Source organism: Chitinophaga varians, assembly GCF_012641275.1.
Lineage (GTDB): Bacteria > Bacteroidota > Bacteroidia > Chitinophagales > Chitinophagaceae > Chitinophaga > Chitinophaga varians_A.
On the sequence record NZ_JABAIA010000001.1, the window covers coordinates 1,936,431 to 1,950,116 of the forward strand.

11 protein-coding genes are annotated in these 13,686 nt (G+C 50.5%); 2 read left to right on the forward strand and 9 right to left on the reverse strand.

Annotated elements, in window-relative coordinates:
* Positions 1 to 232: 232 nt before the first annotated feature.
* On the forward strand, positions 233 to 1,300 hold the full coding sequence (locus HGH92_RS07825; RefSeq protein WP_168870164.1) for a hypothetical protein: 1,068 nt from the start codon (positions 233 to 235) through the stop codon (positions 1,298 to 1,300).
* 16 nt (positions 1,301 to 1,316) lie between these two features.
* Positions 1,317 to 2,300 (forward strand): YXWGXW repeat-containing protein, encoded by a 984-nt coding sequence (locus HGH92_RS33550; protein ID WP_211092558.1) that lies wholly within the window; start codon positions 1,317 to 1,319, stop codon positions 2,298 to 2,300.
* 60 nt (positions 2,301 to 2,360) lie between these two features.
* Here HGH92_RS33550 and HGH92_RS07835 read toward each other — a convergent pair whose 3' ends face one another.
* The 9 genes from HGH92_RS07835 to HGH92_RS07875 form a co-directional block, all read right to left on the reverse strand.
* Entirely contained in the window at positions 2,361 to 2,606 is a 246-nt protein-coding gene (locus HGH92_RS07835; RefSeq protein ID WP_168870165.1) for a hypothetical protein, read from the reverse strand.
* A 27-nt stretch (positions 2,607 to 2,633) separates the two neighbouring features.
* On the reverse strand, positions 2,634 to 3,272 hold the full coding sequence (locus HGH92_RS07840) for a hypothetical protein (protein ID WP_168870166.1): 639 nt from the start codon (positions 3,270 to 3,272) through the stop codon (positions 2,634 to 2,636).
* Between the two features lie 18 nt (positions 3,273 to 3,290).
* The gene (locus HGH92_RS07845) at positions 3,291 to 5,336 is read right to left on the reverse strand and encodes a TonB-dependent receptor plug domain-containing protein (RefSeq protein WP_168870167.1); all 2,046 of its coding nucleotides are present in this window, start codon (positions 5,334 to 5,336) and stop codon (positions 3,291 to 3,293) included.
* A gap of 107 nt (positions 5,337 to 5,443) precedes the next feature.
* Entirely contained in the window at positions 5,444 to 6,151 is a 708-nt protein-coding gene (locus tag HGH92_RS07850; RefSeq protein ID WP_168870168.1) for a LytR/AlgR family response regulator transcription factor, read from the reverse strand.
* A complete protein-coding gene (locus tag HGH92_RS07855) occupies positions 6,148 to 7,170 on the reverse strand; it encodes a sensor histidine kinase (protein ID WP_168870169.1) in 1,023 nt (340 codons plus the stop codon). The genes HGH92_RS07850 and HGH92_RS07855 overlap by 4 nt, the downstream gene beginning before the upstream one ends.
* 93 nt (positions 7,171 to 7,263) lie before the next feature.
* On the reverse strand, positions 7,264 to 8,094 hold the full coding sequence (locus HGH92_RS07860; protein WP_168870170.1) for a hypothetical protein: 831 nt from the start codon (positions 8,092 to 8,094) through the stop codon (positions 7,264 to 7,266).
* Positions 8,095 to 8,133: 39 nt separating this feature from the next.
* Complete coding sequence (locus HGH92_RS07865; RefSeq protein ID WP_168870171.1) at positions 8,134 to 8,967, reverse strand: rhomboid family protein; 834 nt, start codon at positions 8,965 to 8,967, stop codon at positions 8,134 to 8,136.
* A 91-nt stretch (positions 8,968 to 9,058) separates the two neighbouring features.
* Positions 9,059 to 10,372: a RagB/SusD family nutrient uptake outer membrane protein gene (locus HGH92_RS07870; protein ID WP_168870172.1), complete on the reverse strand. Its 1,314-nt coding sequence runs from the start codon at positions 10,370 to 10,372 to the stop codon at positions 9,059 to 9,061.
* A gap of 17 nt (positions 10,373 to 10,389) precedes the next feature.
* A complete protein-coding gene (locus HGH92_RS07875) occupies positions 10,390 to 13,506 on the reverse strand; it encodes a SusC/RagA family TonB-linked outer membrane protein (RefSeq protein WP_247654846.1) in 3,117 nt (1,038 codons plus the stop codon).
* Positions 13,507 to 13,686 lie beyond the last annotated feature (180 nt).

The following is a 13,686-nucleotide window of genomic DNA, read 5'->3' on the forward strand; positions in this document are numbered from 1 at the left end:
CTGTCGACAGTATTAAGATTTTCCCGATTGCGTACTTTTTTTTCCCAATTCAATAAATACCTGGCAGAAGCCGGGCTTATCTTCATATTCTGGGGATACACCACATCCCCTTGCTTACAACGAGCAATAAATTTTCGTACGAGAAGGCCGGCCATTTCTGGCTGGCCATTTATGATAGCCTATATTTGGATTATATTGTCAGGTAAAAGCAGCCGCTAACTTATCCTGTCCCATGCTTCGCCATTTCCCATACATCCTGATTTATTGCCTGATACAGGTTTCAGGTTTTTCACTGTATGCTCAGTTGCAGCTGCCGGACGTTTACGGTTACCGTCACCTGCAAACCACCTTCAGGGGCGATACGGTAGACATCCTGATCAAATCCAAAAAAGGAGAGGAACAGGTCAGAAAACCGCTTTTCCTTTTTTGCCAGGGCAGCCTGCCACAGCCGTTGCTGGTCCGGTACGAACAAAACGGCCAGACAGCTGTCATTCCGGCATTTGTATTTAATCCCGACAGCCTCGCCCAATATTATCACCTGGCTATTATTGGCAAAGCGTATGTCCCGCTGGTGGCCGATGAGCGCAACCTCGGCCCCGATATGGCCTATAAAGACAGTACCGGCCTGTTCCCCCGGAAATACCTGGAGCGGTACTATCTTGACTACTACGTGGACCGCAACCTCGCTGTGATAAAATTTCTGCAAAAACAACCCTGGATTGCCCGCAGCCCGCTGGTGGTGGCCGGACATTCCGAAGGGAGTACCATCAGCGCCAAAATGGCCATGCGCAGTAAATCAATCACCCATCTGATATATTCCGGCGGAAACCCGCAGGGCCGCATGCTCACCCTGATAGAACGGGAACGGGCACACGAAAAAGACAGCACCAGCGGCACCGGCGCCCTCTTCTCCCGGTGGGAAAAAATAACAGCAAACCCGCAGAACATGGATTTCTCCGCGGGAGACACCTACAAAGTGACCCACGACTTCTCCGATCCGCCGGCAGCATATCTCAGTCGACTCAAAATCCCCGTGCTCATCACCTTCGGCACCCGCGATGCAGGCGTCCCTTACCTGGACATGTTCCGCATAGACATGGTCCGCCGACATAAACAAAATTTTAACTATCGCGAATACATCGGTACAGAACATAATTATTTCCCGCTAAAACCCAACGGAGAGCCCGACTACGATGTATTCAACTGGGACAAGGTAGCGGAAGACTGGCGTCAGTGGCTGCTCACCCAGCGACCTCTGCCAACGTTAAACTTACCCCCTTCCAGACCGTCAAACAAGTGAACCTAACCATAAGGTCATGAAAAAGTTTGTCGTGATAATAATATGCACTTTGCTGGCTGTTGCTGCCACACCACGGGCATATGCACAAGTCAGCATTGGCGTTTCTGTAGGCATCGCGCCGCCTGCGATACCGGTCTATACACAGCCTCCCTGCCCCGGCGACGGTTACATGTGGGTCCCCGGATACTGGGCATACAGTACCCACTACTATTGGGTACCGGGCATATGGGTGAGAGCGCCCTATATAGGCGCCCTGTGGACTCCCGGCTACTGGGGCTTTATTGGCGGCGTATATCGCTGGCATGCCGGTTACTGGGGCCCGCACATCGGGTACTATGGCGGCATTAACTATGGCTGCGGGTATTTCGGCACAGGGTTCTCCGGCGGTATGTGGCGGGGCAACTCCTTCCATTACAATACAGCTATCACCAGAGTGAATACTACTGTGGTGCACAACACCTACATCAACAGAAGCGTGGTCAATAACAACATCAATAATAACCGTACCAGTTATACCCGGAATGTGGTAAACGACAACCGCGAAAACTTCACCCGGAATAATAACAATACAACGATTAACAATAACCGGGAGAACTTCACCCGGAATAATAACAACACAACGATCAACAATAACCGGGAGAACTTCACCCGGAATAATAACAACACAACGATCAACAATAACCGGGAGAACTTCACGCGGAATAATAACACTACGGTAAACAACAACCGTGACAACTTCGCCAGAAACAATAATATGAACGCCTCCCGCAGCAGCTGGAATGGCAACCACCAGGCAGGTATGAACAGGCCGATGGCCATGAGCAGAGCGTCCCGTCCGCAAGGCAACTTTATGCGTCAGCCATCAGGAGGCGGTAGCTTCCGCGGCGGCGGCGGTGGCCACTTTGGTGGTGGCGGCGGCGGACATTTTGGTGGTGGTGGAGGCGGACATTTTGGTGGTGGTGGAGGCCACTTCGGTGGCGGAGGTCACGGCCGGCACTAGCACTGCTATCGGCAAGCATCAAACAATAATTACAAGCAAAAAAAGGGGCTGACCAGTTGGTCAGCCCTGCTTTTCTGTTTTAACCTGTTCACAACCCCGCCATCCTCCATGCCAGTCGTGGTGGAAGGCAGCCCGCATCAACAGGATATTTACACCGATAAAGAGTATAATAACAAGTATCGCAGCCACTTTGGAGATACGCGCCAGCGCAGGTCTTTTTGAAAAACCACCAAAGATGTAACCAATAATAAATACCATACTCGCTGCAAACAGTACCCTGAAAAGGATAAGAAAAGGAAATAACATAACATGATTTTTTAAACGCTTGAATAATCATTTGAATTTGCCCAGCAATGCTTCATCTTCCGCCTTGCCCCAGTGAGGGGTCGTTCCTGTCTTATCTTTCGCCAACAGGCCCAGGCTTTTCTCTGCTAATTCTTTCGCCAATGATTTGTCACCGCCCCACATTTTAGGCGTATAATATTTCACCCATGCACGTACGTACAAAGCCCTCGGGTTTTCCGGTGCCAGCTGAAGCGCCTGCTGCAGGTACTTTTCCGATATGCTGCCGTATTTACGGCCGTAAGTCATCGGATTGATGAATACCCTGGTGCGGTTCACCATACTGGCCACCGTCAGCGCTTCTGCCAGTTCATGCCGGGATTTGGTGCTGTCCAGCAGAGACATCGCACGCCCTATCTGCTCTTCTCCCCTCACGCTGTATGGCTCAATTTTATCCCCATCGTCCTGGTAGAGGAAACCGATTTTCGCGTTACAGTAGGCAGCATAATACCAGGGCAGCCAGGAGCCAGGCTGCTGCGCCGTCAGCGTGACAAATGTTTTTTCCAGCGCTTCGTAATCTTTTACAGAAGCGGCGCCGTCGAGCTTATGCACGGCGTCTTCCAGTGACTGCGCCATGGCAAAGACAGAGCAGGACAGCAGTACTAATAAGGAGAGGATTGTTTTTTTCATAATTAGCGGGTTTGTGTTTTATAAATTGTTATTGATAAAATCATCGGTACGATCTATACCAAGACTCATAAAGAAGCCGATGAAAAATGTTCTGTTGGCCGGCAACGATACCGCCATCTTATGCTGGCCATTGTAACTGTAGTTATAACCAAACACCTGGGCAGTGCCCAGCAGGTTATTTACTCCCAGCGCAAAACCGGAGAAGTCTTTATGCTTCCAGCGCGGGAACAATGTCATCAGATGAGCAATATGCAGGTTCACGACATTATATGGCTTTGTGGTGCCCTCGTCTGCCAGCTGCCAGCCATCACTGTACCGGATATTGTAGTACGGCCTTCCCGCTGCCAGCGCATAAGACACGTTAATGCCGGTAGACAGGTCCGGGAAAAATTTCTTTACGGCGATCGTCATCGTGTGCGGCGCAGCAAATGACGGGCGCAGCGTCATCGGATAGTTCAGGTAATCCCGTTTGGTGTCCAGGTACGTATAGGTGATCCAGTAGTCCAGGTTTTTAAAAGTCTTTTTATCCCGGTAGAATAATTCCACCCCTTTCGCATAGCCGTTACCGGTAGACATGCTTTTTGCGTCCGGCGGTAACAGCCGTATCAGATCGTTATATTGCTTGTAATAGGCTTCCACACGGAAAAAACGGTTATGTGCCCTTCTGGTGTAATTCACGACATAGTGCGCAGCACGGGAAAGGGATAAGTCGCGGTTGCGGTACAGGAACTCGTTCTGAGGCTCCTGGTAAAAAAGGCCATAGGCGAAGTTAAGCTGACTTTCATCGCTCAGCCGCCATGCCAGGCTTACCCGCGGCGCCAGTGACCATTTCTCCAGCAGGGAAGTATGCTCCAGCCGCAGCCCAGCTTTAGCTGCGAGGCTGCCCGTCAGGTAAATATCACTCTCTGCAAAAAGGGCGGACAGCTGGTCTGTTTGCGCCACAGCGCTGTCACGATATATGCCGGCATCTTTGGAATAAAAATGTTCCGCACCAAAGCGCACTGCCTGGTCCCTGCCCAGGAAACGGGTAAACACTACTCTCGCCTGCGCAAAATCAGAGCGGATATTACTGTAGTTGCTTTTTAAGTTAAGCGGCACGTCCGGTAGAGAAGCGGGCTTCTCTGCGGCGTCCACCAGGCTGGCAACACGTTTGTCCCTGTTGTTGCTGTAAGCCAGGCCCGTTTCCACTTTCCAGTTTTCCCCCAACCCGGTGCGGTAACTCATATTCGTATAGACGTTACCGCCCTTTACCAGGTAACCGGAGCGCAACGCCGCACTGTCTACGTCCTGATTATACAGGCCCACGCTGCTTTTACTCCACACGGCATATACTTTGAGCATACCGCTGCGGCCTGTTTTAACGCGGAAATTGGCGTTACCCTCCAGATACGAAGGCCCCTGAAAATAATCGGGCACATGTGGCACCAGCGCATTGTACAAAGTCTGATTGGAGTAGTTAAGCCCCAGTCCGAAGCTGCTGCGGTTGTCCTTTCCCAACCGCTGCATCCCCGCGCCCTGATTGGCAGGAAACAGGTAAAAATTAGCGGACGATTTCTCCGGAAGGTCCACACTTTCCAGTATCAGCGCGCTGCTCATGGCTTGCCCGTATAAGGCAGAATAACCGCCGGAGCTGAACAGTATCCCTTTAAACAGGAAAGGGTTGATACGGGCGCCCTGTGAGATGCCCGGCACGGAAGGATAGTTGGGATATTTGAATAACGTGCCGTCAATAAACTGTTTGGTCTCATCACTGGTACCGCCCCTCACAAAAAGCCCTTCCGTTTCCCCGATCTGTTGTACCCCCGGCAGTGCGCGCAACGCCTGTGAAAGGTCGCCGTTGCTGCCGGCCACGGTGACAGCGTCCATGGGCGTGAGGGAGGCTCCTTTGGCTTTATCGCTGGCCTCAAAAGCACCGGCGCTCACCGTCACCTGCTTCAGGTTTTTAGGTGTGCCGCGGGGAACGGTATCGGACACGGCTTTCCCGGTGCTGTCAGCCGGCGGCTGTTGCGCGTGAGCTGTGTTCAGCAAGGCAGGTAAAAAAATCCATATCAGGTATCTGGTCATCACCGGAAGTATTATTTACCCACAAAACTAGCGGGTAGCACGACCGGGATTTTGAGGTGTAGACAACACAGGAAAGTGTGACGACAAGATGAGCAAGTCCGTTTACATCAGTTTTGAGGTCCTTGCACTAAGCGGGTAACATTTTCTTTGAAGAAATCGCTGACAGGTATTTCTTTTTCACCGATACATACCAAATCGCGTTTTACGGAGGTTATCTTCTTCACCGCCACCAGATAGGATTTGTGGGTGCGGACAAATTCTTCTGCCGGTAATTTCTCCGCGACGGCTTTCATCGTCATACGGGTAAGGATTGGCCTTGCAGCGGAAGAGAGGTGTATTTTGATATAGTCTTTTAATCCTTCGATATATTCAATGTCTGCCACCACAATTTTCACCTGTACGTATTCCACGTTCACGAAAAAATCGGTGATGGCACGGGCGGGCGCTGGTGGCTGTTGCAGCCGGAACAAGTCGCCGGCACGCTGGCAGGCTTTCAGGAAACGCTCAAAGCTAAAGGGTTTCAACAGGTAATCCACTACCTGGAAGTTATATCCTTCCAGGGCGTATTTTTCATAAGCCGTCACGAGAATAACGAGCGGCGGGCGTTGCAGCGATTGTAAAAGCTGCAAACCGTTGAGGCGGGGCATTTGTATATCGAGAAACATCAGGTCTACCTGTTCCCGCTGCATCACTTCCATAGCTTCCATCGCATTTTTGCAGGTGGCCACCAGCTCCAAAAAAGGTACCTGCCGGATACTGTCTTCCAGTAACTCCCGCACCAGGTGCTCATCATCTACTGCAATGCAACGTATCATACAAGCGTTAACGTTAGGTGTACAAGAAACCGGTTGCCATCGTTCCTTACCGCCAGCGTATAATGCCGGTGATATAGCAGTTCCAATCTGGATTTTACATTGGCCAGGCCTATTCCCGAACTGTCGTCTTTGCTGGTGTCCTGTACCGGATCAAAATGGTTTTCCACTTCAAAGGTAAGTACATCTTCCTGAACAGACAGGTGGATACGGATAACCGGCTGCTCTACGCCGGTACCGTGTTTGAAAGCATTCTCCACAAAGGGTATCAGCAACATCGGCTCTATCGTATAATTGCTCAATGACGCTGTGGCCGGCAGTTCCCTGCGAATGTCCACATCATTGCCAAAACGTAGCTGCTGCAGCGCAATGTAACTGTCGAGATACGCTACTTCCTTTTGCAGTGGCACCTTGGCGCCACCGGTATTGTACAGCATATACCGCATCAGCTCCGACAGCATGATCAGCGAAGGCTCCAGCTGATCAGATTTTTTCCTGGCCAGCGACACCATGTTGGTCAACACGTTAAACAAAAAATGCGGACTGATCTGTGAGCGGAGAAACTTTAATTCGGTAGACAGTTGCTCTGCCTGCTTTTCTTTCTGCCGGCGCTCTTCGTATATGCGGTCCAGTATCTTACGGTACAACAGGCTGATCACCAGCACCGCCACAGAAGGCCCGAAAACAAAGCGGTACGCAGCTTTGTTGTGCAACAGCCCCGGAAACCAGGTAGCCATGATATGGTACTTCAGCTGGAAAGAAACAAACAACAGCAACAAGGCAGCGGGAACATACATCCACCAGTAGCGGCGGTTGAGCAACCGCGGGCACAGGTAAAAAGCATTACCATAAAAAATACCCATGTGTATCACACCGGCAACAGTAAAAAAAACGCCGGGCATAGGGCCGATACTGTACTGGTTTTCGGGAGATGATACGATATAAGGCAATAACAACAGCATGCCCCAGATAAGCGCATGCAGTGTTATGTTGATATATTTTGCTGTCAGGAATGCTTTCATGTACAATATAAATATACTGCAAAGCACGCTGCTCCGGACCGGTTTATCCCCAAAGAAGCGACAACACGGCAAAATGTGCAGACAACACGGACTTTACCGGTAAGAAATGTAGGTGGTCTGCCCGGTCACACTGCCGCCGTTGGTCGTGATTTTTACCGGATAACCGGCCGCATTGTACTCATACACGTACTGTTGCACCAGCTCTACCATATTATCAATCTTCAGTTGCATTTTAATTACGTTGTTGGGAGAAATACAATCCGCAAACCGCTGCAGGGCCGGTAATATGAGACCGTATTTTTTATACATGGCATAGTAGGGGTTGGGATGATTATCATACTGGTAGGTGACCGTTACCACCAGGTCCGGCACTCCCGGCCTTCCGAACAGGTTAGGCTGCGTGGTAACCGCCCGGATAACGTTGCCCTTGCCATCGTATTCAAATTTGATGGAAGTATACAGGGCGGTGTTCCATTTGCCGGGCGTAAAGGTAATGCCATTCAGGCGGCCGGCGGGCAGGGTGTAATCATAGCTGCTGAGGATGGTACCGCTGGCAAACCGTTCATCTTTGATACTGCCGTCAATGCTTTTGATGTAGCTGTACAGGGAGTCGGCAATACTACCCGCACACAGGCCGTTGGCCCAGGTGAAAGTCGTTTTGTAGATATAACCGGTAATAATATTATTGACGGTGTCTTTGTGTTCGATACGGCTGCCAACAATGCGGCCTTTGTCATCATAGGAAAATTTTTCATGGCCCATCGCCACCAGCCGGTCGCCTTCATAAATAAAAGGCGGGATATCAGAGATAGCGGTGATGTTTACATCGTTGTAGTTTAATGCCGGCCCGTTTCCGGATTCATCTTTGCGGCAGGCCATCAGGCTCAGGATGGCCAGACACAGTACAGTACTGGATAATTTCATGTTCGCGGGTTATATTTTAACAACACTATAGTTTCAGATTTATCGGTCGGCATAATTCTGCAGCTTCTGTTTCTCTTCGGCAGACAGGCTGTTGATGCCCTGCCGGTGGATCTTTTCAAGTATGGCATCTATCTCCTGCTGCTGTATGGCCTTTTGCTGGTTATACCGGTCTTCCAGGTTCAGGAAACGTTGTGGGCCGGGGGTATTACCGGTAAGCATCATGTGTGGCTTACGTACCAGCAGGTACATGAAAATAATACAGGGCAGCAGTATCGCCAATACCGGCAGATAATGTTGTCTGACGGCCTGCGGCTCCATACATACGGCAAAAACCAGCCCGATAAAAGCGCCGCCCAGGTGGGCTTCATGTCCTACGTTATCATTTTTGTCTTTAATCCGAAAGATAGTAAACAACATGTACAATACACCGTATATCCATGCCGGTATGTACAACGGGATACCGAAGAATCCGATTTCCATTTCAGGGAACAAAGCGATACATGCGAAGATAATACCACATACGGCGCCGGAGGCCCCCACTGCACTATAATCTCCATGATGCCGGTGAATAAACAGCGACAACAGGTTGCCACCCACCAGGCTGCTCATATAAATGATGATGAAGTTTTTAATCCCTAACACCGCTTCCACATCCGCGCTGAAAAAACAGAGCGACATCATGTTAAAAAGCAGGTGCATCCAGTCCGCATGCAGAAAGCCGGAAGAAATAAGGCGGTAATATTCCTTGTGGACCAGCATTTCATCCACAATAAAAGCATATTTATCAAAAAAAACGGTGTCTTTAAATCCCTTGTAAGACACCACGAGGTTCAGGATAACGGTCACCAGGGCAACAACGCCGATTTCAGTCATGGCTATAGGACATTTAGGGTACAGGATGTAAATGTGAACGGCAGCCGGAATAGTTACCGGCTGCCGTTATAAAGATAAAAAACTTATTACATTAAAAAGTAGGATCGGCGGGTGTATTTGGGTTATCGTTCCTTTCCACAAAAGGATAAGGGAAATAATTCCTTTTCCTTTCGGTAGTTGGACGGCCAAATCGGCGCTGGTCTTCAATTTCCTGGCCAGACATGAACATTTCAATGCGACGGTGTTTGTAAATCTGCGTCAGCAGGTCCGGGATGGTGGCGACAACCACCGGCGGCAGGTTGGCACCTATGCCAAACGGATCGTCAGACGGCTTTTTGGTCACTACCTTGTTCAGCTCTGCGAGACCGTTTACCAGGTCGTTGTTACGGGCATAACATTCCGCTTTGATCAGCGTAATTTCCCCGGGCAGGAACACCGGGATGGACTGGATATTGGATTTAAAGAAGCCGCTCATCACAAATTTCAGCCCGGTGGCTTGCCTTGTCATGTAAAACGGTATCCTGGCGTCAGTTGGCGTGGGCGCCAGTGCTACAGGCAGGCCCATCGTGGAATCCACCACCTGGTAAATATTACTGGTGGAAGATACGAGGGTAAAGATCGGATTGGCCACCTGCGGATTGAAGTTGAAAGTACTGATACCTGCACTGGTAAGGTCTACTTTATTGGCAGCATCCAGCGCAGCGGCATAATCGCCGGCACTCAACGCGTAACGGGCCTTGAGGGCATACAGGGTATTGACCACATTGATGCCTTTAGGAAGAAACGGTGTAATAGCAGAACTGATCGGGTTGGCGGCAATGGTATTTAATGCATTGTCGATCGTACGTACCGCTCTTGCGTAACCTTGTTTCCCGGGGATGAAACCCACACGGGTAGTCGCATCCGGGCTACTGATGGTGTCCGGCACCTGCTCCCAGTAATTGGCTTGCACGCCCAGCGCCAGCGCTTTAAAAATGGACGTATAGGCAATCACGCCGCTGGCATAGCCTTTATCAGATATCACGGTGTTAGTCGCCTTCAGTACTCTCTCTGCATCAAAAACGATCTTATTGGTATAAGCCCACATACCGGTCACCACCACGTTGTTGTTCAATACCGTATTGCCACCGGTGCCCAGCTGGCCTTCATCGGCGTTGCCCGGATTGGTGACAAACGTTTCTCCGCTCAGCAGGCTTCCGGAGGTAATAGTGGTATAAATGAGGCCAGTCCTGTCTTTGACATAGTTGGCCTGCAGCCCAACTGCCGCATCTGTAATGGCCTGCGGCGAGCTAAAGGCCTGGTCCTGGGAAGGCCCGGAAGGGTCCTGGTAGTCTTTTTTACAGGCCGCCGCAGACAACAGGAACGTGGCCATGGTCATGTATGTATAGAAGGTAGTTCGTTTCATGATTTGTCTTTTTAGGATTAGAATTTGGCGCGAACGCTCAGGTTATAAGTACGCGGAACAGGTACGGCCCCGAAGTCAATTCCACGTAAAACAGTGCTTTGTCCTGCGGCATTCACTTCCGGGTCATAACCCTTGTAGTTGTCCCATGAAATGAGGTTCCGGCCACCCACGCTAACGGTCAGGTCCTTTACGGTGTTGTTTAATTTTCCGAAATTATAGCTGAGCGCCACTTCGCGCAGTTTCACGAAGCTGCCGTTGTCTATCCTGAATTCCTGGATGTTGTATACACCGGCGATATACCCTCTTGGTAACTTGCCCAGGTCTTCCTGCTCTGCGATCTTACCATTATCAACGCCCTGGCGGGTCCTGAAGTCTGCGTTAAAAACATCCACTCCCTGTACGGCATCCAGTTGTATATGCAGCCCTAGTTTTTTGTATTGTAGATCAGTGGTAAAAGTACCGGTCCAATCCGGATTAGGGTCACCGATTTTTTTGTTGAGTGCCGAAGCGGAAGCCAGCGGCAGCCCTGTAGCAGGGTCACGCTGTGCCTGGTAATCGAACGGGCCTTTCTGCACACCTCTTTCTGTCACCGGGATGCCGGCAGGCGTAGTCAGGATATTGCCGTTGGCATCGCGGGCATAGAAAGTACCATAGAAGAAGCCGATGGGATAACCTGCGGCAATGGCCACGGGAGCGCCGCCCACGGTATTCAGCAATACCAGCGACTGCCCGATATTGAGGGCTTCATTGCGGTTACGGTTGAAAATAGCGGTAAGGTTCCAGGTGAAATTTTTAGTCCTCACCGGTACGGCGTTTAACACTACTTCTATACCGTTATTTTGCAGGGAACCGATATTGCTCCGGATAGAAGTATAACCGGTGGTTGGGGCTACTGCGCGGTCAATCAGCAGGTCCTGAACTTTTTTACGGTAGTAGTTCACACTCAGGCCGAGGCGGTCATCCAGGAAAGACAGATCAGTACCGATTTCCAGTTCTTTCTGTTTTTCAGGTTTCACATTGGGGTCTGTGTATACCAAAGGACCCTGGAAACCGGAAGCACCCACGAAGGCATTCGGAGCATAAGTATTGTAACGCGCATAAGCAGTGAGACCGGTCATGTTACCGGATTCCCCATAGGCAGCGCGCAGTTTGAACAATGTCCACCATTTGGCAACGGAAGATTTAGCCCAGAAATCAGTGCCAGACAATACGTAGCTGCCGCTCAGTTTAGTGTACAGCAGGTTACGTTGACTTTTACCAAATACAGAAGAACCATCCACACGCAGGGCGCCGGTCAGGAACAACTGATTGCGGTACTTGAAGTTCTGCTGGATGAATTCCCCGGAGATAGAATACTCGGAACGCTGATCACTGCCGGGAATGGCGGTGGTGGCTTTGTCCGCTGTCTGTGCGAAGGGAGGCATGCCTCGTCCCTGTTGCAGGGAATAGTGCTGCTTTGAGTATTGCACGGAGTAGCCTACCTGTGTCACGGATTCGAGGTTATCATTGATACGTGCGTTGTAAGTGGCGTTCGCGTCGTGGTTGATCAGGAAGGAAGTGTTGGTACCTGCACTGGCGTAGCCGTTCAGGCTGGGGTCCAGTGATGTACCGCCGCCGAAGAAGCCGGTGCTTACGTTATAGGCGAATGGCGGAATGAAGGTGGTACCGTCCTGGTAATAGTTATCAATACCCACGTGATAGTCCAGTGTCAGGTTTTTGGTGGCATTCGCTTTAAAGCCCAAACCGGCAATCACACGGCCAACCTGCTGTTGCTGACGGAAATCATTAATGATAGATACCGGGTTCACACGGCCCAGGTTACCCACTTTCATCAGGTTGCCCAGCGCGTCCCTTTGCTGTATATTATAGTAGTTACCCAAAATGGTAACGGAGTTCATAGGTGAATAAAAAGTGTTACCGTCAGGCTTTTCGTTTGACTTACTGTAAACATAGTTGAGGGTAGCATTCATGGTGAGCCATTTTGTTACCTCCTGATCGAGGTTCACGCGGAAGCTCATGCGGTTAAAGTCTGTATTCTTGATGATACCCTGATTGTAGAAGTAGCTGGCGGAGGCATAGTACTTCGTTTTGTCCTTTCCACCGGCAATGGAAACGTTGTTGTCGGTGCCTACGCCTGTGCGGAAAATAAAATCCTGGTAGTCGTAGCGTTGTACCGGGAAGGTGCTGACAACGCCCGGTGTCAGGATATTCTGGGTGGAATCGTTCGGATTCCCGCCAAACTTAGTGGGAGCACGGTTCACATCCAGTTTCTTACGCAGCTCATTGATGGAAATGCCTGTGGAGAAGTTGATCACCGGAGCACCGGCACTGCCTCTCTTAGTGAAGATCTGCACCACACCGGAATTGGCGCGGGAACCGTAGATAGCGGCGGCAGCAGCGCCGTTCAGCACTTCCACCCGTTCTATATCGTCGGGGTTGATATCTGCCATACGGTTCTGGCCAACGCTACCAACGAAGTTGGCGCCGGCATAGTTAGGATCAGCGTTGGTAACGCGGGTAGTGGAATTGTCCACAATAACACCATCCACGATGTACAACGGCTCTGTAGAACCGCCGATAGTACTGATACCTCTCAGTTTTACGGAGATACCACCGGAAGGGTCGCCGGAGTTCTGGGTGATCTGGGCGCCGGCCGTTTTACCCTGCAAAGCTGCCAACACGTTGCCGGTGGCGCCTTTGTTAAGGTCTTCGGCTTTTACGGAACTGATGTAGCTGCCCAACTGGCGGCGGGTGGTACCTTGTGAGGTACCTGTCACCACAATTTCATCCAGCTTGGATACGGAAACACCCATCTTCACATCCCTGGTGATGTTGGAAGTGCCAATGGTGACCGGTATTTCCTGTGTGGTAAAACCTACACCGGTAACAGCCAGTACATAGTTGCCCGCAGGTACGTTGGCCATGAAGCTGTAAAGCCCTTCCACCGTAGTATTGGCGCCTAGTTTGGTGTTTTTGAGCGTAACGGTAATTCCAGGTAAGGGAGTTCCGGTTTCGTCTGTTACTTTACCGGATATTTTCACCTGCGCGCTGACGGTGGCGGCCAGGCAGGTCATCAACAGTAAAAGCAGCACACGGCCACTCCCTGTCAATCGCATAAATACACGCGTGATCATAAGTGATTTTTAAATGTTGGTTACTGTTGTTCGTAGCCCTTAAAACAGTCGTAAAACAACTGTTGAATGGTTGATTGCCTTATTGAATCCTCTTTTTGTGCCTTCTGAAATTAGTGGCCCGAACGGCATCATACTGCCTCACCGGCCATTCCCGAAATTCGTTTTTCACAACGCCTCTTC

Excerpts from the sequence above, each read along its gene's own strand:
- HGH92_RS07835 (WP_168870165.1), bottom strand. The coding sequence starts at position 2,606 with ATGTTATTTCCTTTTCTTATCCTTTTCAGGGTACTGTTTGCAGCGAGT.
- HGH92_RS07840 (WP_168870166.1), bottom strand. The coding sequence starts at position 3,272 with ATGAAAAAAACAATCCTCTCCTTATTAGTACTGCTGTCCTGCTCTGTC.
- HGH92_RS07875 (WP_247654846.1), bottom strand. The coding sequence starts at position 13,506 with ATGATCACGCGTGTATTTATGCGATTGACAGGGAGTGGCCGTGTGCTG.
- HGH92_RS07855 (WP_168870169.1), bottom strand. The coding sequence starts at position 7,170 with ATGAAAGCATTCCTGACAGCAAAATATATCAACATAACACTGCATGCG.
- HGH92_RS07860 (WP_168870170.1), bottom strand. The coding sequence starts at position 8,094 with ATGAAATTATCCAGTACTGTACTGTGTCTGGCCATCCTGAGCCTGATG.
- HGH92_RS07850 (WP_168870168.1), bottom strand. The coding sequence starts at position 6,151 with ATGATACGTTGCATTGCAGTAGATGATGAGCACCTGGTGCGGGAGTTA.
- HGH92_RS07845 (WP_168870167.1), bottom strand. The coding sequence starts at position 5,336 with ATGACCAGATACCTGATATGGATTTTTTTACCTGCCTTGCTGAACACA.
- HGH92_RS07825 (WP_168870164.1), top strand. The coding sequence starts at position 233 with ATGCTTCGCCATTTCCCATACATCCTGATTTATTGCCTGATACAGGTT.
- HGH92_RS33550 (WP_211092558.1), top strand. The coding sequence starts at position 1,317 with ATGAAAAAGTTTGTCGTGATAATAATATGCACTTTGCTGGCTGTTGCT.
- HGH92_RS07865 (WP_168870171.1), bottom strand. The coding sequence starts at position 8,967 with ATGACTGAAATCGGCGTTGTTGCCCTGGTGACCGTTATCCTGAACCTC.
- HGH92_RS07870 (WP_168870172.1), bottom strand. The coding sequence starts at position 10,372 with ATGAAACGAACTACCTTCTATACATACATGACCATGGCCACGTTCCTG.